The sequence below is a fragment of the Paenibacillus ottowii genome, from assembly GCF_050516475.1.
GTDB lineage: Bacteria > Bacillota > Bacilli > Paenibacillales > Paenibacillaceae > Paenibacillus > Paenibacillus ottowii.
The window spans coordinates 2129570-2150336 of record NZ_CP191577.1 but is presented as its reverse complement, the minus strand read 5'-3'; the positions used below and the strand labels follow the sequence as shown (position 1 = coordinate 2150336).

19 protein-coding genes and 1 riboswitch are annotated in these 20767 nt (G+C 47.7%); of the genes, 14 read left to right on the top strand and 5 right to left on the bottom strand.

Annotated features, from left to right (window positions below; genetic code table 11):
- Nucleotides 1-302 precede the first annotated feature (302 nt).
- Nucleotides 303-2348, top strand: coding sequence for a transketolase (gene tkt, locus ACQQ6X_RS10265; RefSeq protein WP_305165239.1), 2046 nt, complete (start codon nt 303-305; stop codon nt 2346-2348).
- A 292-nt stretch (nt 2349-2640) separates the two neighbouring features.
- The gene (locus tag ACQQ6X_RS10260) at nt 2641-2955 is read left to right on the top strand and encodes a pyrimidine/purine nucleoside phosphorylase (protein WP_305165238.1); all 315 of its coding nucleotides are present in this window, start codon (nt 2641-2643) and stop codon (nt 2953-2955) included.
- 101 nt (nt 2956-3056) lie between these two features.
- Here ACQQ6X_RS10260 and ACQQ6X_RS10255 read toward each other — a convergent pair whose 3' ends face one another.
- The gene (locus ACQQ6X_RS10255) at nt 3057-3956 is read right to left on the bottom strand and encodes an NAD(P)-dependent oxidoreductase (RefSeq protein WP_305165237.1); all 900 of its coding nucleotides are present in this window, start codon (nt 3954-3956) and stop codon (nt 3057-3059) included.
- Between the two features lie 249 nt (nt 3957-4205).
- Here ACQQ6X_RS10255 and ACQQ6X_RS10250 point away from each other — a divergent pair, with 249 nt between their 5' ends.
- The 3 genes from ACQQ6X_RS10250 to ACQQ6X_RS10240 all read left to right on the top strand — a co-directional run bounded on the left by ACQQ6X_RS10250 (nt 4206) and on the right by ACQQ6X_RS10240 (nt 6927).
- Nucleotides 4206-5561, top strand: a complete 1356-nt coding sequence (locus tag ACQQ6X_RS10250; RefSeq protein ID WP_305165236.1) for a glucose-6-phosphate isomerase — start codon at nt 4206-4208, stop codon at nt 5559-5561.
- 146 nt (nt 5562-5707) lie between these two features.
- Nucleotides 5708-6340, top strand: coding sequence for a YigZ family protein (locus tag ACQQ6X_RS10245; protein WP_305165235.1), 633 nt, complete (start codon nt 5708-5710; stop codon nt 6338-6340).
- Nucleotides 6341-6345: 5 nt separating this feature from the next.
- Nucleotides 6346-6927, top strand: coding sequence for a TetR/AcrR family transcriptional regulator (locus tag ACQQ6X_RS10240; protein WP_149035822.1), 582 nt, complete (start codon nt 6346-6348; stop codon nt 6925-6927).
- A gap of 173 nt (nt 6928-7100) precedes the next feature.
- On the opposite strand, the gene ACQQ6X_RS10235 is transcribed toward ACQQ6X_RS10240, so the two are convergent.
- On the bottom strand, nt 7101-7502 hold the full coding sequence (locus ACQQ6X_RS10235) for a secondary thiamine-phosphate synthase enzyme YjbQ (RefSeq protein WP_149035823.1): 402 nt from the start codon (nt 7500-7502) through the stop codon (nt 7101-7103).
- Nucleotides 7503-7721: 219 nt separating this feature from the next.
- Between ACQQ6X_RS10235 and ACQQ6X_RS10230 the strand changes: the two genes are divergently transcribed.
- Together ACQQ6X_RS10230 and ACQQ6X_RS10225 are read left to right on the top strand one after the other, a co-directional pair.
- A complete protein-coding gene (locus tag ACQQ6X_RS10230; protein WP_305165234.1) occupies nt 7722-8783 on the top strand; it encodes a sulfate/molybdate ABC transporter ATP-binding protein in 1062 nt (353 codons plus the stop codon).
- A gap of 151 nt (nt 8784-8934) precedes the next feature.
- Entirely contained in the window at nt 8935-9705 is a 771-nt protein-coding gene (locus ACQQ6X_RS10225; RefSeq protein ID WP_305165233.1) for an MBL fold metallo-hydrolase, read from the top strand.
- Between the two features lie 4 nt (nt 9706-9709).
- On the opposite strand, the gene ACQQ6X_RS10220 is transcribed toward ACQQ6X_RS10225, so the two are convergent.
- Entirely contained in the window at nt 9710-11218 is a 1509-nt protein-coding gene (locus ACQQ6X_RS10220; protein WP_305165232.1) for a PLP-dependent aminotransferase family protein, read from the bottom strand.
- A 132-nt stretch (nt 11219-11350) separates the two neighbouring features.
- Here ACQQ6X_RS10220 and ACQQ6X_RS10215 point away from each other — a divergent pair, with 132 nt between their 5' ends.
- Complete coding sequence (locus tag ACQQ6X_RS10215; protein ID WP_305165231.1) at nt 11351-12262, top strand: DMT family transporter; 912 nt, start codon at nt 11351-11353, stop codon at nt 12260-12262.
- A 142-nt stretch (nt 12263-12404) separates the two neighbouring features.
- On the opposite strand, the gene ACQQ6X_RS10210 is transcribed toward ACQQ6X_RS10215, so the two are convergent.
- Nucleotides 12405-13205, bottom strand: a complete 801-nt coding sequence (locus tag ACQQ6X_RS10210) for a Cof-type HAD-IIB family hydrolase (RefSeq protein WP_305165230.1) — start codon at nt 13203-13205, stop codon at nt 12405-12407.
- A gap of 162 nt (nt 13206-13367) precedes the next feature.
- On the bottom strand, nt 13368-14369 hold the full coding sequence (locus ACQQ6X_RS10205; RefSeq protein ID WP_305165229.1) for a lipoate--protein ligase: 1002 nt from the start codon (nt 14367-14369) through the stop codon (nt 13368-13370).
- A gap of 159 nt (nt 14370-14528) precedes the next feature.
- Between ACQQ6X_RS10205 and cobD the strand changes: the two genes are divergently transcribed.
- From cobD to ACQQ6X_RS10175, 6 genes are all read left to right on the top strand, one after another.
- Nucleotides 14529-15632, top strand: coding sequence for a threonine-phosphate decarboxylase CobD (cobD, locus tag ACQQ6X_RS10200; protein WP_305165228.1), 1104 nt, complete (start codon nt 14529-14531; stop codon nt 15630-15632).
- Nucleotides 15622-16593 carry an adenosylcobinamide-phosphate synthase CbiB gene (cbiB, locus tag ACQQ6X_RS10195; protein WP_305165227.1) on the top strand — a complete coding sequence of 324 codons (972 nt, stop codon included), beginning with the start codon at nt 15622-15624 and terminating at the stop codon, nt 16591-16593. Before cobD ends, cbiB begins: the two co-directional genes overlap by 11 nt.
- Nucleotides 16594-16607: 14 nt before the next feature.
- Nucleotides 16608-17360 (top strand): histidine phosphatase family protein, encoded by a 753-nt coding sequence (locus tag ACQQ6X_RS10190; RefSeq protein ID WP_305165226.1) that lies wholly within the window; start codon nt 16608-16610, stop codon nt 17358-17360.
- 121 nt (nt 17361-17481) lie between these two features.
- Nucleotides 17482-17673, top strand: a riboswitch (cobalamin riboswitch).
- Nucleotides 17674-17881: 208 nt separating this feature from the next.
- A complete protein-coding gene (locus ACQQ6X_RS10185; protein WP_305165636.1) occupies nt 17882-18889 on the top strand; it encodes an ABC transporter substrate-binding protein in 1008 nt (335 codons plus the stop codon).
- Nucleotides 18886-19932, top strand: coding sequence for a FecCD family ABC transporter permease (locus ACQQ6X_RS10180; RefSeq protein WP_063208175.1), 1047 nt, complete (start codon nt 18886-18888; stop codon nt 19930-19932). Before ACQQ6X_RS10185 ends, ACQQ6X_RS10180 begins: the two co-directional genes overlap by 4 nt.
- Nucleotides 19929-20765, top strand: coding sequence for an ABC transporter ATP-binding protein (locus ACQQ6X_RS10175; protein WP_305165225.1), 837 nt, complete (start codon nt 19929-19931; stop codon nt 20763-20765). Before ACQQ6X_RS10180 ends, ACQQ6X_RS10175 begins: the two co-directional genes overlap by 4 nt.
- Nucleotides 20766-20767: the final 2 nt, after the last annotated feature.

Genomic DNA, 20767 nt, shown 5'->3' with positions numbered 1-20767 from the left:
GGGGTGTTTGCGTTACAGGCCCCTATATAAATTTTTTTGCGATTTTTCTTATTTTTTAAATGAGGTTGATATATAACGGGTATATTGATATCGGGGCTCAGTACAATTCGACAATCATCTTTACAAACGATCTGGCAAACTTCCACGGCAAATGGTACAATACTTATGAGTGTATAAGTCATATTGAAACATTCAAGCAGATTCACTCACTTCAATAGTCTCTGTCTCTATATGGGACGGTGATATTGAAGAGTATGACCGAATGCAATTGACATACTTCATACAATATGAGGAGGCAAACCATGACTGACCAGAACCAAGCGATTCAAAAGGATGAAAACTCCACGATTGACAATTTGTCCATCACAACCATTCGTACGTTGGCAATTGACGCCATCGAGAAAGCGAATTCAGGACACCCAGGTATGCCGATGGGCTCCGCGCCAATGGGCTACCAACTTTTTGCTAAAACAATGAACCATAACCCAGATCACCCTACATGGGTGAACCGTGACCGTTTTGTACTGTCTGCAGGACACGGTTCTATGTTGCTATACAGCCTGCTGCACCTGAGCGGCTATGACCTGCCTATGGAAGAGCTGAAGCAATTCCGCCAATGGGGCAGCCGTACACCGGGTCACCCTGAGTTTGGACACACTGCTGGTGTAGATGCTACCACTGGACCTTTGGGACAAGGTTTGGCAATGTCCGTAGGTATGGCTATGGCAGAAGCACAACTGGGTGCAACCTATAATAAAGACGGATTTAAAGTTGTGGATCACTTCACATATGCAATTTGTGGCGATGGCGATCTGATGGAAGGGATTTCGCATGAAGCCGCTTCGCTGGCTGGTCGCCTTCAACTGGGTAAGCTGATCGTATTGTTTGATTCCAATGATATTACACTGGATGGCAAACTTAATCTGTCCTCTTCCGAGAGTGTTGCCAAACGTTTTGAAGCATACAACTGGCAAGTGCTGCGTGTAGAAGATGGTAATGATCTTCCAGCCATTCAAAAAGCAATTGAAGAAGCGCAAGCTGATGCAACACGTCCTACGTTGATTGAAGTGAAAACAGTTATCGGCTACGGAAGCCCGAACAAACAAGGTAAAGGCGGGCACGGCGGTACTCATGGTTCCCCGCTGGGAGCAGAAGAAGCCAAGCTGACTAAAGAATTCTACAAATGGGTATACGAAGAGGACTTCCATGTACCACAAGAGGTTCGCGAGCACTTTGCTAAAGTAAAAGAGCGCGGTATCGCAGCTAATAAAGCATGGGATGAACAATTCGCGAAATACAAAGCAGCTCACCCTGATTTGGCAGCTCAGTTCGAAACAGCTGTAAAGGGCGATCTTCCTGAAGGTTGGGATCGTGATCTTCCGAAATACTCTACAGAAGACAAAGCGGTTTCGACTCGCGTAGCTTCTGGTAATGCACTGAACGGATTGGCTCCAAATGTTCCTTTCCTGACAGGTGGATCTGCTGACTTGGAAAGCTCCACGATGACACATTTGAACAACCTGACGAACTTTACGCCAGAAGATTACGCTGGCCGTAATATTTACTTCGGTATCCGCGAGTTCGGTATGGCTGCTGCGATGAACGGTATGGCGCTGCACCAAGGTGTGAAAGTATTTGGCGGTACATTCTTCGTATTTACAGATTATCTGCGTCCGGCCGTTCGTCTGGCAGCTCTGATGGGATTGCCTGTAACCTACGTTCTGACTCACGACAGTATTGCTGTTGGTGAAGATGGCCCGACTCATGAGCCGATCGAACAATTGGCTTCTCTGCGCATTATCCCGAACCTGACAGTCATTCGTCCGGCTGACGGTAACGAAACTTCTGCTGCTTGGGCTTACACGCTGGAAAACAAGAAAAACCCGGTTGCACTGGTATTGACTCGTCAAAACCTGCCGATCTTGGCTGCTACTGCTGAACATGCACGCGAAGGTATCAAACGTGGTGCTTATGTGGTTGCAGATGCAGCAGACGGCAAACCGGTTGCTCAAATTCTGGCTACAGGCTCCGAAGTACAACTGGCTGTTAAAGCACAGGAAGCATTGGCAGAACAAGGTATTCAGGTTCGCGTTATCAGCTTCCCAAGCTGGGATCTGTTCGAAAAACAAGACAAAGCTTACAAAGATTCCGTTCTGCTGCCTGAAGTTAAAGCTCGTCTGGCTGTAGAAATGGCGTATCCACTGGGATGGGAAAAATATGTTGGCGACCAAGGCGACATTCTCGGTATCAGCACATTTGGCGCATCCGCTCCTGGTGACCGCGTAATTAAGGAATACGGCTTTACAGTAGAGAACGTGGTTAGCCGTGTAAAAGCTTTGTTGAAATAAAACACTGGAGCAGCAGCAATTAGGAAGCGTTTGTCCATAAAGCAATGATCATGTATTGCTGGCAAACGACTTACCTGATCGTGGCAATCCATGTATTACAAACAGTCGTAACCTGAGTAAGGCTTACGGCTGTTTGTTTCATACATTTGTATTTTGCGAAAAAATGCCTTTTGGATGATCAGTCTATAGAGTACGCAGATACAGTGTGTATTTCCATACTGAAATTGGAATCCCAATTATGTTATGATGCACCATATTCATTCACCATTGAGAGCAGATGAGGGGATAACGAATGACACAGTTCGATGGAGTAAGCGTAATTAAAAAAGCAAATGTTTATTACGATGGTCAGGTTACAAGCCGTACAGTTATCCTGGGTGACGGAAGTAAAGTAACACTGGGGATTATGCTGCCGGGAACGTACGAGTTTGGTACGGATTCCCGTGAGATCATGGAGATTTTAGCAGGGGATCTGAGAGTGTTGCTTCCAGGTGCCGAGGAATGGCTGGAAATACAAGGCACGTCAACCTTTCATGTACCTGCGAAGTCTTCCTTCAAGCTGGAAGTGCGAAGCGTAACGGATTATTGCTGTTCTTATCCGGAATAATTAGCTGAAAAGGGTAAGAGCACTCAGGCTACGAGCCAAGTGTTCTTACCCTAAAGCTGTGTCATCATTAACGCACAGCATCATGCTTATAAAGAAACGGCTTACTCAAGAGGCTGACCACCAATGGTGCGGCCAATCCATGCTTCGTATGTTTTTACGACGGCAGATAGATCCTCATCGCCGTAGCCTTGTGTTTGTCCGGCTTGAAACAAGCTTTTGGCTATGGACAACATGGGCGTAGGGATGGACAGGCTGTCTGTTAGTGAGGAAGCGAGCTTCAAATCCTTGAGCATCAGAGCAAGTGAGAACTGGTTGCTAAAATCATGCTCGATGATTTTGCGCCCTTTGAGGTCAGCGGCCTTGCTGCCTGCCGATCCGAGCTGTACCAATTCTAGGAAGCTGTCTGCTGGAATGCCGGATTTAGCCGCGATAGCAAAGCCTTCAGCCAGAGCGAGGTTATTTATACCGACCATCGTATTGTGAGCAAGTTTGGCTACGGCTCCGCTGCCATTTGGCCCCATATGGAGCACTTTTTTGCCCAAGGTATCAAAAACATCTGACTGTGCCGCAATCACTTCTGCATGACCGCCGACCATGAACACGAGTGTTCCATCAACAGCGGCAGGCTTGCTGCCTGTTACGGGTGCGTCAATGAAGGAGCAGCCCAGCTTGTCCGCTTCAGCAGCCAGTTGTTTGACCAGCTCAGGTGAAATCGTGCTGTTGTCCATCACGGTCATGCCAGCCGTAAGACCAGCAAACACACCGTTCTGACCGTAATAGACGTCACGTATTGATTGATCATCGCTGACCATGGTAATGACCAGGTGCTGTCCTTCGGCCGCTTCACGAGGGGTTGAAGCTGTACGTGCGCCTTGCTCTACCAAGGGTTCGCAGCGCGAAGCAGTACGATTATAAACTGTGACTCCGAATCCCTGTTTTAGCAGATTGGATGCCATCGGGGCGCCCATCGTGCCCAGTCCGATAAATCCGATGTTTTTCATTGCTAATCACCTTTCTTGTTGGAAGTTGCCGTCCGATGCAGATGCGAGTTCGGCTTGAATTGAATATTGAAACAATTGTTCTATGTTCATTGTAGCATGGGCATGCTAGCCTATCTACAGCAGGGTCTGGCAAGGCACAGGACATACAGGTAACGCAAGCTTGTCAGGCTCAGCAAATTAAAGTATCCTATTCCTAAGTCCTTATGTTCGTATTCTGGTCTTAGTAATACCAAACAGGAGGTTCCAAACATGTCTAAAAAAGTTATTTTTGATTACACGAAAGCCCTCTCCTTTGTAGGTCAGCATGAAATTGATTATTTTGCAGAGCCTATCAAGTTGGCTCATGAGCAATTGCACAACCAAACGGGCGTAGGCTCCGATTTCTTGGGTTGGATTGACCTGCCTACCAATTATGATAAAGAAGAATTTGCGCGCATCCAAAAAGCTGCTGCTAAAATTCAAAGCGATTCCGAAGTATTGATTGTAATCGGTATCGGAGGTTCTTACCTTGGAGCACGTGCTGCGATCGAAATGCTGTCGCATTCCTTCTATAATGCGCTGCCTAAAGATCAACGCAAAGGTCCAGCCATCTATTTTGCAGGCAACAACATCAGCTCTACATATATGAATCATTTATTGGAACTGATTGAAGGAAAAGACTTCTCTGTCAATGTCATCTCCAAGTCAGGTACAACAACAGAGCCAGCTATCGCTTTCCGCGTATTCCGTGCAGCTCTGGAGAAAAAATACGGTAAAGAAGAAGCACGCAAACGTATTTACGCGACAACGGACAAAGAACGTGGCGCTTTGAAAAAGCTCGCTAACGAGGAAGGTTATGAATCCTTCATTATTCCTGATGATGTCGGTGGTCGTTACTCCGTTCTGACAGCCGTAGGCTTGTTGCCGATTGCTACAGCAGGCATTAACATCGAAGAAATGATGCAGGGCGCGGCAGATGCTTCCAAAGAATACAGCAACCCGAATGTTGCTGAGAACGAGGCTTATCAATATGCAGCCGTTCGTAACGCTTTGTATCGCAAAGGTAAGGCAATTGAGATTCTCGTAAACTATGAGCCATCTTTGCATTTTGTATCCGAATGGTGGAAACAGTTGTACGGAGAAAGCGAAGGCAAGGATTATAAAGGCATTTATCCAGCTTCTGTTGACTTCTCGACAGACCTGCACTCTATGGGACAATTCATTCAGGAAGGCAGCCGTAACATTTTCGAAACGGTAATCCAAGTAGAAAATGTACCTAGTCACATCAACATCGAAGCAGATGAAGATGATCTGGATGGACTGAATTTCCTGGCAGGAAAAACGGTGGATTTTGTAAATAAAAAAGCATTCCAAGGTACATTGCTGGCTCACACAGACGGACAAGTGCCGAACCTGATTGTAAATATTCCTGACTTGAGCCCTTACTCCTTTGGCTACCTTGCTTATTTCTTCGAAAAGGCTTGCGGCATCAGCGGCTACCTGTTGGGCGTAAATCCGTTCGATCAACCGGGCGTAGAAGCTTACAAAAAGAACATGTTTGCGCTGCTTGGCAAACCGGGCTTCGAAAAAGAAAAAGCTGAGCTTGAAGCAAGATTGTCTGAATAAGGGAGCTATAATCTCTGATTGGAAACAAGTTTTGGTCAGAAGCGTTATAGTGTATAGCAACATTTAAGTACAGGAAAGCAGTTCGCCAGCTGCCAGAAGCGGGGAACTGCTTTCTTGTAAAATGAAGTAAGGAAGGTTATACGTGTATGTTGGAACAATACCGAACCGTACGCGGTGCCGGCAACAAGGAAATTGTAATCCGAAAATCCCGTTTTATCGGCCATATTCAGCCTGTTGAAACTGAGGAAGAAGCAGTTGCTTTCATAGAACGCATCAAGAAAGAGCATTGGAACGCTACGCATAATTGTTCGGCTTATATGATTGGGGAAAGAGACGAAGTCCAGAAGCAATCGGATGACGGAGAACCAAGCGGGACGGCGGGGAAGCCTATTTTGGAGGTCATCCGCAATCAGAAGCTGAAAAATGTCGCTATTGTGGTTACCCGTTACTTTGGTGGAATTATGCTGGGAGCAGGCGGACTGATTCGTGCATACTCAGATGGTGCTGTTGCAGCTATTGAGGCAGGAGATGCGATTACGCGTGTGCTGCATCGTGAGGTTTTTGTGGAATTGGATTATACCTGGTTAGGCAAAGTGGAAAATGAACTACGCAATCGCCGCATCCGCACTGGAGAAACGATGTTTACGGATAAAGTTACTTTAACCTGTCTGCCGCTGGCTAGTGATGCGGAATCCTTCTGCAACTGGATGACCGACTTGACACAAGGACAATCGCTTGTGTCGGAGGGAGAGCAGCTTTACTTTATTGAAGGGGAATAAATAATATGGCTAGAAGAGCAGTAGAACAGGAGTTGTCAAGAGGGCGGATTCTGGAAGCGGCCAGGCACTTGTTTATCACCAAGGGCTACCGTGCGATTTCAATGCGCAGCATTGGCCAGCATCTGGGTTACAGTCATGGTTCATTATATTATCATTTTAAAGAGAAGGCTGAACTGTTCTACGCCATTGTGATTGAAGATTTCAATACCTTGCGTGGGATTCTACTGCAAGCAGCAACAGGCACGCCTGATGATGGCTTGAGCAGATTGGAGTACCTGATGCTGGAATATATCCGTTTTGGCTTGGAAAATCCATATCAGTACGAAATTATGTTCATGATGCATGATGAAGAACTATTTGCATACTGTCGTACAGAACAAAACCGTTGTGTAGAATTATTTGCATCTATGATTCGCCAGGAATTGAGTGATCAGGGACATTCGGAGGAAGAATGCTCCAGGGTACCGAAAAGTCTGTTTTTATCCATGCATGGCTTTGTGTCATTTTATATTCAGGACGGATTAACATTTGAAGAGATCAGGCCCGCTGCTTTAGTACATGTAAAGCTGCTGTGCAGACACCTATGAGCGTACCTGCATTCACACGCTTCAGCCATGAATATGTAGGGCGCTTTTTTAGGTGTTTTCACTTCATGACGGTGACTAATCATTACGGTACTTTGCGAAAGCGACTAAGAATTTAACAGACGATGATGTATCCAGCGGGAGAACATCATCGTCTGTTTTTTTGTACGTCCCCGTCAGCCCTTCATAATTTTGACATAGTACTGACGTCTACGTGGGCCGTCGAATTCACAAAAATAAAGTCCCTGCCATCGTCCAAGCAACAGCTTACCATCATGAATGATAACCGTTTGTGAGGGGCCTGTCGTAATGGATTTTAGGTGGGACGCCGTATTTCCCTCCATATGACGATATTGGGGATGCTCCCATGGATAAACCTCATCCAGCCTCAAAATTACATCATGTTTGACATCAGGGTCGGCATTTTCATTAATAGCGATGCCGGCTGTCGTGTGTGGACAATAAATCAATGCTGTTCCTTGCTGCACCCCGCTTTTTTCGATGAGGGCTGCAACTTCACGTGTAATATCACGCATTTCATCTCGCCGTGTCGTAGATAATTCAAAGGTATGCAACATGAATCCATCTCCTTTCTATGTATTACTTTACCCTTTTCATTCTCAAGATAATATATAGAGTTGACGAAAATTGCTTTCCTTTGATAAAGTATCACATAAGAAAAACAAAGTAAGTTTATTGGAATAATTGAAGGATTTCAAATGGGGTGCGTGCTTTGCGGTTAGCAAGGTTGCTGCTGTTCCTGAACGGGTCCAGAAGCGGAAAGGAAGTGTACGGATATGCATGTGGAAGTTAGAGGATTAAACAAGCATTTCGGTAATTTTCATGCGGTAAAGGACGTATCTTTTGATATTCAGACGGGTCATCTTATTGGTTTGCTTGGTCCAAGTGGCGGGGGGAAGACCTCCATTCTTCGCATTTTGGCGGGGCTGGAGCAGCCGGATGCAGGAGAGATCCATTTTCACGGAAAAAGGGTAAACGAGCTGGCACCACAAGAGCGTGGAATCGGATTTGTATTTCAAAACTATGCTTTGTTTAAGCATATGAGCGTGTATGACAATATTGCCTTTGGCTTGAAAGTGAAAAAAAGCTCCAAAACTCACATCAAGGAAAAGGTCACCGAGTTGGTTGAACTAACGGGGCTTAAAGGCTTTGAGCATCGTTATCCGCATCAGCTGTCAGGTGGACAGCGACAGCGGGTTGCTTTTGCGCGTGCTTTGGCACCAGAGCCTCAACTGCTGCTGCTGGATGAGCCGTTTGCGGCTATTGACGCCAAGATTCGCCAGGAGCTGCGCACCTGGTTGCGAGAGTTGATTGAGCGAGTGGGTATTACCTCTATTTTCGTCACCCATGACCAGGATGAGGCGATTGAAGTAGCGGATGAAATTATGGTGATTAACCAAGGACGGCTGGAGCAGAAGGGAACGCCTTGGGATATTTATAAAAAACCGGGAACCCCGTTTGTGGCTTCCTTTATTGGGGAATCCACGGTGATTGAACAGGCGGATAGTCTCAGGGGCTTTGAGGAGGCTGCCGGAGTGGGAACACGTGCCTTGATTCGTCCAGAGTACATTGATGTCGGGCCGAGTGAGGAGTTTGCACTCCTGTCGGCGACCGAGGAAGGCACAGTGAAGCATTTGCATTTTCGCGGGAGTGAATGGATGGTTGAAGTACAGGTCGGTGATCAGCGTCTCATGACATACCGTTCGCTGGAGAAATCTACGCTGGAGCCTGGTCAGCAGGTGCGAGTGTTGGTGCATCGGGCCTATCTATATAATGAGGAGTCCAGCTGGATGGTGGAAAACCGTCTGAAGGAAGACCCGATGCCTATCATCATTTAAAAATAAAACGATCACACATGAGGGGATGTCTGGCCTGATTTTCTGGCTTTAGACATGCTCTTTTTGTCGTTGATTGCTGGAGTGATTTACGCAGCCTTGATATGTTCGTTATAATAGTAGTAAAAACACCCAGATAGATAGGAGTTAAATCATGAATCGGCTTATTTTTCTCGGCACGGGGGATGCAATGGGGGTTCCGCGTGTATATTGTGATTGTCCTGTGTGCATGGAGGCTCGCACGACAGGGGCGAATGTAAGGTTGAGGTCGTCTGTGCTGATTGAAAGCGAGACAGAGGATTTTATGATTGATTGTGGCCCCGACTGGCGCAGACAGCTGGAATTGCGAGGCCTGCGTTTTATCCCTACGATCCTTGTGACGCATGCACACTTTGACCATATTGGAGGATTGCCAGAATGGGCGGATGCCTGTCGCTGGACCGGGAACCGAGGGCGCTTGTTCGCTCCACAGGAAGTGATCGACACGATCTTGCGTCAATTTTCCTGGCTCTCCGGAAACTTGGACCTTATTCCAGTCGATCAAGGAGTCCAACTTGGCGGATGGAACATCCGGGGCTGGCGTGTGAATCATGGGAAGAATGGATATGCTTACGCGTATCGTCTGGAAAAAGACGGCTTCTCATGGGCCTACTGTTCGGATTCAATCGGACTGAATGAGGCGGAGATTTTGCCTCTACATAATTTGAATCTACTCGTGCTGGGGACAAGTTTTTACCATGAGGAGGCAGAGTATGCCACCCGCTCAGTATATGACATGCTAGAGGCTCAGGAGCTTGTAGGAAAACTGAAGCCTGGAAGCACGGTATTTACACATATGTCCCATAATGTGGATATCACACGTAACTACGGACTACTGGAAGGGATCAGTTTGGCACACACAGGCATGAATTTGCCGTTAGAATAACGATTTACATCGTTCGACTGATGCGTAGAAGTGTGGAGATCCCTTCTTTGATTTGCAGCTCATTAGCGTAGGAATAGGACAACCGTATATGCGTTTTACCCTCTGCGCCGAGGGGATCAAAGACATTGCCCGGCACAAAGGAAACAGACTTTTGTATACTTTTGGCCAGCAGCTCATTGGGTTTGATCGTAGAGGGTAGCTGGAGCCACAGGTTGAGTCCTCCCGTCGGGCTAGTCCATATCCAGCCTGAATCACGGAGACTGGTCTCCATCATTTCCTTGCGAATCTGGAGCGCGATGCATAGCTTTTTTAGATGCTGCTGCATACGTGGGGATTGAAAATATTGTAAAAACAGCTTTTGATTCAGCAGCGGCGATCCATTGTCCACTAGCGCTTTGACGCTTAGCAGGCTGTTCATGAGCTGACGCCGACAGGTAACGGCTGCGATTCGCAGACCAGGTGCCACATATTTGCTGTAGCTGCGAATATAGACGACGCTTCCTGAGATATCATAGGCGAAAATGGGGGAAGGCGGCTTTTGCCCAAAGCTGATATCATAGGTGCTGTCATCCTCGACAATAAGACAGCCGTAGCGCTCGGCCAGTTCAGGCAGTCGTTTGCGCTGCTCATCAGGGATCGTAAAGCCAGTCGGATTGTGAAATGTCGGATTCATATAAAAGAGACGCGGTTTTTCCGTTTTCAGGCACCATTCAATGTGATCCATATCATAACCTTCCGGTCGTATATCCGTTACAGTCAGGCGTGCGCCTTGTCTGCGGAATATTTCCATGGCGGGACCATAGGCTGGACGTTCGATTAATACACGATCTCCTGTACGAATCAGAGAACGGGAAACCAAGTCAATGGCTTGCTGTGCGCCGGAGGTAATCAGCACTTCGTCGGTTGATACTGCGAAATGCTTATCTGTGCTAAAATGCTGCGCCATGGCATCACGAAGCTCAGCATCTCCTTGTACAGCAGAATAGGTAGCCGCGATTTTCGGATGCTTTTCAAACACCTGCATCATTAATTCTCTCCAATATCGGTTAGGTAGGAGAGAGGGATCAATCAGGGCCTTGGAAAATTGGAAATCCGCGTTTACGGCATGAACCTGGGTGAGTCCGTCCATCCCTCTCCAGACAGAAACAGACGGATCGTCTGCCATGTAAGTGGATTCTGAATGGAAGATCCGTCTTGTGGATGAACGCTCCGAATAGGTAGTAAATGACCCCAATTCTGCTGCATGGGAAGCATGAGCGTAATATCCCGATTTATCCTTTACATAGATACGTCCTTGTTGTTTTAACTCCTGATATGCCCGGAATACAGTTAACCGGTGTACACCTAGTTCCTGAGCCAGACTTCGCACAGACGGCAATTTAGCGTCTGCTGGCCAGTCCCCGCGCTCCATCCGCACATTTACGTAATGGACGACCTGCTCATACAGCTTTAAGCCCGGATCTGTCGAGATCTGTTCCGTTGAAAACAATAATTCGCTGTTATCCTTGCCCATGCGGTCCACGCTCCTTTGTGTGTATTGTACTATACAGCACTTCAAAAACGTGTACAACTGTTCTGTGGTTGCCCATCTGTTCTGTCTGTCTCCTTGTATGCTTATGAGTAATAGAAAGGAGAGGGAAGTGTCATGGTTGGTATCGCCTTTACAGTTATGTGTCTTATTTTTGGCACCACATTTTTGGCTATCAAAGTGGGGGTGGAAGCCGGACTTCCGCCATTCCTATCGGCAGGCACACGTTTTATGATAGCTGGGGCAATCTTGTTTATAGCGATGAGATTATCGGGAAAGGTTCGGTGGTCGTTATTATGGCGTAAGGAAATGCTGCTGATCGGGACGGGAACAACCTTCGGCACTTTCTCAACACTGTATTGGGCAGAGCAATATGTCAGCTCAGGAATCGGTGCTATTTTGTCAGCCACCGGACCAATGATGATTGTGCTGATGCAGTCTGCAATACTGCGGCAAAAAACGACGAGAATTACGCTCATGGGCTGCATGATCAGCTTTCTTGGAGTCGTAATGGTGGTATTGCCCGGCTTGGCCGTTCAAATCAGCGGTCTGTGGTTGGCAGGTTGCATGGCCATTTTGCTGGGTGAACTATGTTATTCGGGTGGAGCTCTGTATTCCAAACGAGTCATGGATGCGTTTCGTGATACGAACCCTATTGCCTTGAATGCGACACAAATGTTTCATGGTGGTTGGATGCTGTTAGTGCTGTCGGCTTTCACAGAGCCTTGGAATTCTGAGGAGTGGAATCTGCTGCCTGCTATGGGATCTCTATTTTATTTGATTTTGTTTGGCTCTATGATTGCGCAGACACTCTTTTACTGGCTTATGGCGCGTACGAATCCCTTGTTTCCGACTACATGGCTCTATATTTCACCACCGATCGCTGTAGGCCTGGGTGCTTTTTTATATGGAGAGCACGTAAGCTGGTGGATGCTGGCAGGGGTGCTGCTCATTGTGCTCGGATTGATGTGTATGAACAATAGTATCATTCGTCTGATCAATAGACGCAAGGTACGTTCTGTTGCCTGATATTTTGAAAGTTGTTAGATTACTATGAGATATGATAGAAGAAGCCTCCAAACTGCCGTATGTAACTAAACAAGCGGCGTTTGGAGGCTTTGTTGATGTAATTTGTTCATTTAGGTATATCCGTTAACAGTCACTTTTTTGCTTATTCAACATTCAGTATAAATTTATCGATGGCATGCTTGACACCGTCTTCGTTATTGCTGCGAGTAATGTAATCAGCCAGCTTTTTCAAATCAGGAATCGCATTCTCCATCGCTATGCCAAGACCAGCACATTCCAGCATTTCATGGTCATTCCAAGAGTCGCCAATGGCAATGGTCTCCGACAGATCACAACCAAAATGGTTTGCAAGGAAGGTAAGCGCGTGGCCCTTGGTGCCTTCATGATGCATGATTTCCAGGAAATGAGGCTTCGATTTTGTGATATGCACCTCGCTGCCAAGCAGTTCACGCAGTTCGGGAATTAATTTATCCAGCACTTCCGGCTCGTCAATAATCAGCAATTTAGGAGCAGGTTGCTCTATAACTTTACTGAACACAGGCTCGACAAAATATTCCGTGTTATTCAGCTCGGTGTAATCTTTAATTTTCTGATTATCTTCACGTGTGTACAATTTGTCATCTATATACGTTTGCAGATGCAGATTGCGTTCCACACAGAATTCATAGAGACGACGTGCAGCCACGAGTGGAACATAACGCTCATACAGTACTTTTTCGTCCAGCAAGTTTTTAACCAGAGCTCCTTGGTAGGTAATGATCGGTACGTTCAACCCCGTCTGGCGTGCAATTTTGTGCGCGGAAGCATAAGCTCGTCCAGTCGCGAGAGTAACCACCACACCTTTAGCTACGGCAGCTTCTAACGCCTGTTGTGTCGCTGGAGTAACTTCTTTCTGGTCATTAATGAGAGTATCATCAATATCAATGGCAATTAATTTATACATATCGGTATTCTCTCCTTTATCTCTATCATGGGGCAATATTAAAATTGTATCTTATAATATTCAAAATGACAATATTGCATTGAAAAAGGGACGGCGCCCATAAGAGCCCATCCCCTTATAACCACTGAAGTATTGGTTTGAAACCATGGAAAAAAGTAACGGTTAGTCTTCCAAAAATACAAGTCCAACAAAGTCGTTCAGCTCAATATTTCCAAAGTAATGCTTCAAATCGAGAGAGGATAGAGCTTGACGGATCTCGCCTTCATCATAGCGCTTGCCGCGCAGGATATTTTCAATATCAGCGACATCACCTACACCGAAGAAATCCCCGTAGATTTTAATATCACGGATGTAGCCTTCCTTCAGATCCATACGGATATCTATAATACCGACCGGGAATTTACGTGTGTGCTTGATATTGCTCTCAGGAGATAGACCGTAATTCCAATCCCACGACTGATAGCGTTCTTTGGAAATTTCATGGATTTTAGCCCAATCCTCATCGGTAAGCTTATATTGAGACACCTGATCCAATTCTGAGCCAAAGATGGAGCGCAGCAGTTCCTCGCGAAATTGTTCTATGGTCATTTCACGGTCCATCAGTTCGCTGATATTAGCCACGCGGCTACGGACGGATTTTGTGCTTTTGGATTTGAATTTTTCGGGATTGGCGTGCAGCGATGCAGCGACATTGTCCAGATTCAGGTTGAACATTAATGTACCGTGGCTGAACATGCGTCCACGTGTGGCAAATTGGGCGTTTCCTGAAATTTTACGTTCTCCGACCTGCAGATCATTGCGCCCTGTCATTTCGGCATCTACTCCCATTTGGCGCAGGGCGTCAATCACAGGTTGCGTAAATTTGAGGAAGTTATGAAAGGACTCCCCGTTATCCTTGGTAATGAAGCTGAAATTTAAATTACCGAGATCATGATATACAGCCCCGCCGCCGGACAGGCGACGAACGACTTGAATATTGTTGTCTCTCACGAATTCAGCGTTGATTTCTTCAACGGTGTTTTGATGTTTGCCTATAATAATAGAAGGCTGATTAATGTAAAACAGCAGGTAGCTGTCGTCCAGCGGTAAATGCTTGAGCGCATATTCCTCAATAGCAAGATTAATGGCTGGGTCGTGTATGCCCTGGTTGTCGATGAACAGCATGTCCATTCCTCCGTATATAAACTGTGTAATTTATGTGTGCCTCCTTCTATTGTAACCCAAGTGAGCTATGTACAAAAGCTCATTTGCATTGACGGGACGCAAAAAGCAGCCTCATAATGGAGCTAAATGATTGGAAACGGGCGGAAAGGATGAGAGGCAATGATAGAGGTTTACGGTCATGGCGGGGACAGGGAAACAGCTGCCGCGACATTTGGCGGAGCTGCGGCGGATTTTGTGGATTTTAGTGCCAATATTAATCCGCTGGGTCCGCCACCGGAGGTGCTTGAGGCGCTGCAAAGCTCATTTGACACGGTGATTCGCTATCCAGACCCTGGACACCGACATTTTAAAAATATGCTCGCACGGCGGCTGCATGTTCCACCCGAGTCGCTGAGTATCGGTAACGGTGCGGCTGAAAGCATGGCGCTTCTGCTATTAGGATTGGCTCCCAAGCGTGTGGGTACTGTGGAGCCGTGTTTTTCGGAATATGCTGAGCTGGCTGGTAAATTCGGAGCCGAGGTCCACCAAGTATATGGGAAGGCCTCGCTTCAATGGAAGGCGGATGTGGAAGACATCCTTCAGCTCATGAAGCAGGTAGATGTATTGTTTCTTGGGCAGCCGAATAATCCGAACGGGGTGCAATATGGCGAGCAGGAGCTATACGAACTGGCAGAGTCGGCTGGCAGATCGGGTACCGTGCTGGTGGTGGATGAAGCATTTATTGATTTTATCCCACTGGAACGGCAAATCTCGCTACTGCCTGTGCTGGAGCGCTATCCTCATGTGGTTTTGATTCGATCGATGACCAAATTTTATGCTATTCCTGGCTTGCGATTGGGCTATGCGATTGCTCATCCAGACTATATCCGGCGAATGACGGCCAAACAGGTGACCTGGAGTGTTAATGGATTGGCGTTGCTGGCTGGTGAGGCCTGTCTGAGAAGCGGACAAGCTTATGAACGCCGCACACAGGAGCTGATCGCTACGGAGCGCAGTCGCTTATTGGCTGCCTTGGCGGAATGGGGCTGCGGTGTCGTTCCTGGTGAAGCCAATTATGTGCTGGCAAGAGCACCGGGAACGTGGAGTGCATCGGCTATTCAGCGGGCGCTTGGACAACGTGGAATTCTTATACGTAGCTGTGCCATGTATCCGGGGCTGTCGGCGAGTCATTTTCGAGTTGCGGTCAAGGACGCCGAAGCCAATGATAGGCTGCTGACTGCACTGGGTGAAGTGCTGGAGGAGGATCAGCGGCGTGATCGTTAGCTTGGTAATCATGGCAGCCTATCTACTGGACAGGCTAATCGGTGATCCGAGATGGTTGCCGCATCCAGTCATCGGGATGGGACATGCCATTTCAGCATTGGAAAAAGCGATTCGTCGTAAGGTCCGTAGTGACCGGGGACTGAAACGCGCGGGCATACTGCTCCCACTCATAGTGGCAGGAGGCTCCTTTGTGCTTGCTTGGGGGCTGTTGCGTGTGCTTGCCTGGATTTACCCGTGGCTGTCTGTCGTCGTAGAAATTGTTCTGATCGCTACAACAATTGCTTCCAAAGGGCTAAAGGATGCAGGGATGGCCGTATACCGAGCGTTGCAGGCGAACGACCTAGCTGCGGCACGTCGGGAGCTAGGCATGATTGTCGGGAGGGATACGCAGCAGCTTGACGAACCTGAAATTGTGCGCGGTACCGTCGAAACGGTCGCTGAAAATATCGTGGACGCCATTATTTCCCCGCTTTTTTATGCTCTGATCGGGGGAGCGCCTTTGGCACTGGCATATCGAGCTGTAAATACGCTTGATTCGATGGTTGGCTACAAAAATGAAAAGTATCTGTATTTAGGCTGGGCCTCAGCACGTCTGGATGATGTAGCTAATTACATTCCGGCTCGCATGACAGCAGCTATGCTTGTAATAGCGGCCTGGTTGCATCGGCAGGATGCTGTACGAAGCTGGCGCACAGTCAAGCGGGATGCCCGTCTGCACCCAAGCCCAAACAGCGGCTTCCCCGAATCAGCGGTGGCAGGTGCACTGGGGATTCGTCTTGGTGGCTATAACGTCTATCATGGTGTGCGTTCCTTTCGTGCCTACATGGGCGAAGGGATACGACCGCTGGAGTCGCAGGATATCCGGCATACGATCCGGCTGATGTTCGCCGTATCCACTATGTTTGTAGGGGTGTGTTTGTTAGGAGCCGTAGGGTGTTTTGCCTTGGGATGGGTGCAATGAGGAGTGACATCATTTTGAGACAAGATATAGAAGGGAAAATAACGCGAGAATGTGTACCAAGTCCGAATTTACAACAGGTTAGTGAGCTGAATGATGCTAAAGAAGATCCACAGTGGGACATGGAGCTCATGCTAGTTCGTCATGGCACGACCTTATGGAATAAGGAACGTCGATATCTGGGACACACCGACTTGGGTTTGCTTTCAGGAGCTGAGCAGGAGTTACAGCCTTTACAGGAAAAATTGCAGGGGCATTCCTTTGCTCGAATCTATTGCAGCGATTTGATGCGATGTCGCCAGACTTTGCAGATCATTTTGCCGGAATCAACATTGTCATCTGAATGTTCTTTATCTGCTATGCCTCCTCTGATGGAACCACGTCTGCGAGAGCTTCACTTTGGTGAGTGGGATGGACAAACGTATGACATGCTTAAGGATGTGGCGCTGTATCGTGCTTGGATTGATGAGCCGCAACGAATCACCCCACCTGGAGGAGAGTCTTGGAACCATTTTGTGAATCGTCTGCGTGAATTCCTCGACTCTTTGTTTGCGTGGCGCATTGCTTTGAAGGTTCAGCCAACAGTGTCGAATGCTGCGCCGCCCTCTGTTTTGGTTGTCACGCACGGTGGTGTAATTCGCCAATTAGCCTGCATGCTGATATCTGGTCATGATTTTTGGAGCCTGAATCCAAAACCGGGAGAAGCGTTTAGGATTCAGTTAAGGTGGGCAGGGCCGCACAAATGTATAGCAAGATTGCTTTCTTATTAAGGAAGATGCGGTGAATAAAGCGGCAGTTTGGGTTGTAAGCCGACTCTTTTTAACCTATAATCATCAAGTAAAAGAACGGCTTGACTACCACTACATCAAATATCCAGCAGACGAGGTCGGCGCCGTGTGAGGAAACTATGGTTTCCTTCATTGCGCTGTTAAAAGGGAAGTCGGTGTGAATCCGACGCGGTCCCGCCACTGTAAATGGAAACATGTTCGCTAGCCCTGCTTTATGTGCCGCCAAGTATATAAAAGCATATCAGGACATGCATCTTCCATAAGTCAGGATACCTGCCCGTCGGCCTGTCACCATAATCCTTCGAGGAAAGGATGACGTGTTTGCAGTGACTGTCCATGCGGAAAGAAGCTGCCCGCCTGCGTACAATCTATGCTAACGTGACCCCTGTGTCCTGATATGAGGATACGGGGGTTTTTGATAGGAAAAGAAGGCTGGAATGAGGAAAATATCGGATGAAGTTCAAGTAACGCTCTTAACGATTTTGTATGAAGGGGTGCAAAACATGGCAGGAAAAAAAATAAAGGTATGGTCAACAGGTCTATTGGCGCTGATATTGACAGTCGTGCTGAGTGCATGTGGCGCGAATGGAAAAAATGCTGAAAATAAAGAGGGCCAAGCTTCCTCACAGCAGTCGGGACAGACCGTAACTGCACAAGAACCTCCGGGCAAAACGGTTTACCCGTTAACGGTTAAGGATGCAACAGGGCAGGAATTTACATTCAAAAAGGCTCCGAGCAAGATCGTTTCCGTCTCCCCGGCAGAAACCGAGGCGCTGTTCGCCATCGGGCTGGATCAAGAAATTGTCGGTGTTTCGGATTACTCTGATTATCCGGAAGCGGCTACGAAAAAGCCTAAAGTGGGCGGTATTATGAAGCCAAACGAAGAGGCGATCATTGCCGCGAACCCTGATGTCGTTTTTGCAGGGATTTCACTTAGTGAGCAGGCTACGACCAAACTGCGCGACATGGGAATTATGATTTTTAAAACGGAACCGAAAACCGTTGAAGATGTCATAGCTAACATCGAATTGTATGGGAAAATCACCGATCATCAGAAAGAAGCGAGAGCGGTGACCGACAAGATGAGAGCAGATGTAGCGGAAGTGAAAGAAGGAGTTAAAAACATCGGCAAAGGGCAGAAGCTGCGGGTATACGTCGAGTTTTCACCAGGCTGGACAGTGGGCAAGGGCGAATTTATGGACGAGCTGATTACGTTGGCGGGAGGAGAAAACGTAGGTGCCACGCAGAAGGGCTGGTATCAAATCAGTGAGGAAAATATTATAGCTGCCAACCCTGACGTGATTTTGTACAGCAAAAGTGTCAAGGACGACAAAACAGGCCAAACCCTCGGCGATATCATTAAAGCTCGCAGTGGATGGGATCAAATATCGGCTGTCCGTAACAACCGTGTATTTGCCGTGGATGATAATTTGATCAGCCGTCCAGGTCCACGCGTAACGGAAGGACTCAAGGAAGTGGCCAAGGGCGTGTATCCTGAAATTTTCAAATGAACCGCAGACTGATCGGTTTTGGAGGGACAGGTCTTGTCTTGCTGCTACTGACGCTGCTGCTCTGTCTTGGCATCGGCTCGGTCAGTCTTCCGGTCAGCCAGATCACAGGTATTTTGATCAACCACCTACCGTGGTTAGGTGATACGTTTACACCGGATTGGAATACATCCGCAGAGCAGATTATTTTGAAGGTCAGACTGCCACGTGTGTTACTGGGAATGTTGGTCGGAGCAGCGCTGGCGCTAGCGGGAGCCGGATTTCAGGGTGTGCTGCGTAATCCCCTGGCTGATCCGTATACACTGGGGGTATCCTCGGGGGCTTCGGTAGGAGCGGCAGTATTGATTTATTGGGGACTTCAATTTTCATTCGTGGGGATATGGACGCTTCCGCTAGTCGCGTTTATAACCGGCATGCTGACGTTGTGGATGGTGCTGACGTTGGCGCGTGAAGGTGGAAAAATTCCCACACAAAGCCTCATTTTATCAGGTGTGGTGATGCAATCTTTTTTAGGAGCTATTGTTTCTTTTCTGACAGCTATGTCGAAGGAAACAGTCAATGAAATATTGTACTGGACGATGGGAAGTCTCAGTCTGCGAGGCTGGTCATATACAGGAATTCTGTTACCCTACGTGATCATAGGACTGGTGTTCCTGTGGAATCGGGCACGGGTACTGAATATTCTGGCTTTGGGTGAACGTCAGGCAGCACATATGGGAGTTCATGTAGATGCGACGAAGCTATCTGTCCTGATCATATCTACCTTGCTCACAGCGGCCGCTGTCTCGGTATGTGGTGTCATTGGTTTTGTCGGACTCGTTGTACCTCATATCATCCGTCTGATGACAGGTCCCGATTACCGGATGATTGTTCCGTTATCTGCACTGGGTGGGGCTATTTTTATGGCTTGGGCAGATACCGCAGCTCGCACGTTGTTAGCACCAACGGAAATTCCCTTGGGCGTGATGACCGCCTTTGTGGGAGCACCGTTCTTTGCATATCTCCTGTACCGAAACAAGAAGCTGCGCAGGGGGGATCTGCTGTGACCGAACAAAGTAAATTACTGAAGGTGCGTGATCGAGCATTAGAGGTAGCGAGCCTGAGCCGTGCTTATGGGGAGTCCCATGTGCTAAAGAATGTTAGCTGGAACGTAAACGAAGGAGCTTGGTGGGGGATCATTGGTCCGAACGGGAGTGGAAAATCGACCTTGCTGCATCTGCTTTCTGGCGTAGACCAGCCGACCTCTGGAAGTGTTCATATCTATGGTAAAAAAATCGATAGCTACAGCAGAAAAGAGCTTTCCCGACTTGTAGCCGTACTCCAGCAGGAGGGGATTCCTCCAGTAAGATACACGGTCAGGGAAGTTATAGAAATGGGTCGCTTCCCTCATCAGGACTGGCTGGGCAGGGAAAAAGGAGTCGACGTAGAGGCGATTACGGATCGAGTTCTAGCGCGATTGAGTCTAACTTCACTAGCCGACAGGACATTGGACCGCTTGAGTGGGGGACAGCGACAGCGTGTAGCTTTGGCAAAGGTGATGGTGCAGGAGCCACAGATATTGCTGCTGGATGAACCTACGACCTATCTGGATTTGCGCTATCAGCTTGAATTTATGGAATTGCTGGCAGAATGGCGTCAAGAAACGGGCGTGACAATCATTGCTGTCCTGCATGATCTGAATTTGGCGGCTCAATTTTGCGATAATTTGCTTGTACTTAAGGATGGAATGGTTGAAGGATTGGGAGCTTCATCGGATTTGCTAACAGAGGATCGGATTCGTCGTGTATATGGTGTGGATCCTGTGATGCTTCCGCATCCCGATAGCGGTGTGCCGCAGCTTTTGCTGCGTAGAAGCGTTGCGTTCACAGAAAACCAATAGGA

Excerpts from the sequence above, each read along its gene's own strand:
- ACQQ6X_RS10180 (WP_063208175.1), top strand. The coding sequence starts at position 18,886 with ATGAACCGCAGACTGATCGGTTTTGGAGGGACAGGTCTTGTCTTGCTG.
- ACQQ6X_RS10255 (WP_305165237.1), bottom strand. The coding sequence starts at position 3,956 with ATGAAAAACATCGGATTTATCGGACTGGGCACGATGGGCGCCCCGATG.
- tkt (WP_305165239.1), top strand. The coding sequence starts at position 303 with ATGACTGACCAGAACCAAGCGATTCAAAAGGATGAAAACTCCACGATT.
- ACQQ6X_RS10230 (WP_305165234.1), top strand. The coding sequence starts at position 7,722 with ATGCATGTGGAAGTTAGAGGATTAAACAAGCATTTCGGTAATTTTCAT.
- ACQQ6X_RS10215 (WP_305165231.1), top strand. The coding sequence starts at position 11,351 with ATGGTTGGTATCGCCTTTACAGTTATGTGTCTTATTTTTGGCACCACA.
- ACQQ6X_RS10240 (WP_149035822.1), top strand. The coding sequence starts at position 6,346 with ATGGCTAGAAGAGCAGTAGAACAGGAGTTGTCAAGAGGGCGGATTCTG.
- ACQQ6X_RS10220 (WP_305165232.1), bottom strand. The coding sequence starts at position 11,218 with ATGGGCAAGGATAACAGCGAATTATTGTTTTCAACGGAACAGATCTCG.
- ACQQ6X_RS10245 (WP_305165235.1), top strand. The coding sequence starts at position 5,708 with ATGTTGGAACAATACCGAACCGTACGCGGTGCCGGCAACAAGGAAATT.
- ACQQ6X_RS10235 (WP_149035823.1), bottom strand. The coding sequence starts at position 7,502 with ATGTTGCATACCTTTGAATTATCTACGACACGGCGAGATGAAATGCGT.
- ACQQ6X_RS10185 (WP_305165636.1), top strand. The coding sequence starts at position 17,882 with ATGGCAGGAAAAAAAATAAAGGTATGGTCAACAGGTCTATTGGCGCTG.
- ACQQ6X_RS10225 (WP_305165233.1), top strand. The coding sequence starts at position 8,935 with ATGAATCGGCTTATTTTTCTCGGCACGGGGGATGCAATGGGGGTTCCG.
- ACQQ6X_RS10260 (WP_305165238.1), top strand. The coding sequence starts at position 2,641 with ATGACACAGTTCGATGGAGTAAGCGTAATTAAAAAAGCAAATGTTTAT.
- ACQQ6X_RS10210 (WP_305165230.1), bottom strand. The coding sequence starts at position 13,205 with ATGTATAAATTAATTGCCATTGATATTGATGATACTCTCATTAATGAC.
- ACQQ6X_RS10205 (WP_305165229.1), bottom strand. The coding sequence starts at position 14,369 with ATGCTGTTCATCGACAACCAGGGCATACACGACCCAGCCATTAATCTT.
- cobD (WP_305165228.1), top strand. The coding sequence starts at position 14,529 with ATGATAGAGGTTTACGGTCATGGCGGGGACAGGGAAACAGCTGCCGCG.
- ACQQ6X_RS10250 (WP_305165236.1), top strand. The coding sequence starts at position 4,206 with ATGTCTAAAAAAGTTATTTTTGATTACACGAAAGCCCTCTCCTTTGTA.